Consider the following 255-nt stretch of genomic DNA (forward strand, 5'->3'; position numbering starts at 1 on the left):
GCGGATTGTTCCGGATTTTGCACATTCTTTCGGAACGTTTGCACGCTCTTTCAGATGAAGATTTCCAGCGCGCCTGATGGACCGATGGAAAAGAAAAAGCACAAAAGAGGCCGATTCGGCCCCTTTCATGCTAATACCCCATTTCCTCTGCGGCCATGCGCACCACTTCTTCGTCAATGGCGTCCTTTTTCAGCTGATACCCGTATAACAGGCACGTCGTGGCCAACGTGTTGATCACCCGAGGCCATCCCCGCG

Annotated in this window: 1 pseudogene; it reads right to left on the reverse strand. The window is 52.9% G+C overall.

The window, feature by feature from the left end:
* Nucleotides 1-130 precede the first annotated feature (130 nt).
* Nucleotides 131-255, reverse strand: a pseudogene (locus ETC02_RS18715) (AAA family ATPase); the annotation flags it as partial.

It is taken from the genome of Geobacillus sp. DSP4a (assembly GCF_013096875.1).
Classification (GTDB): Bacteria; Bacillota; Bacilli; order Bacillales; family Anoxybacillaceae; genus Geobacillus; species Geobacillus thermophilus.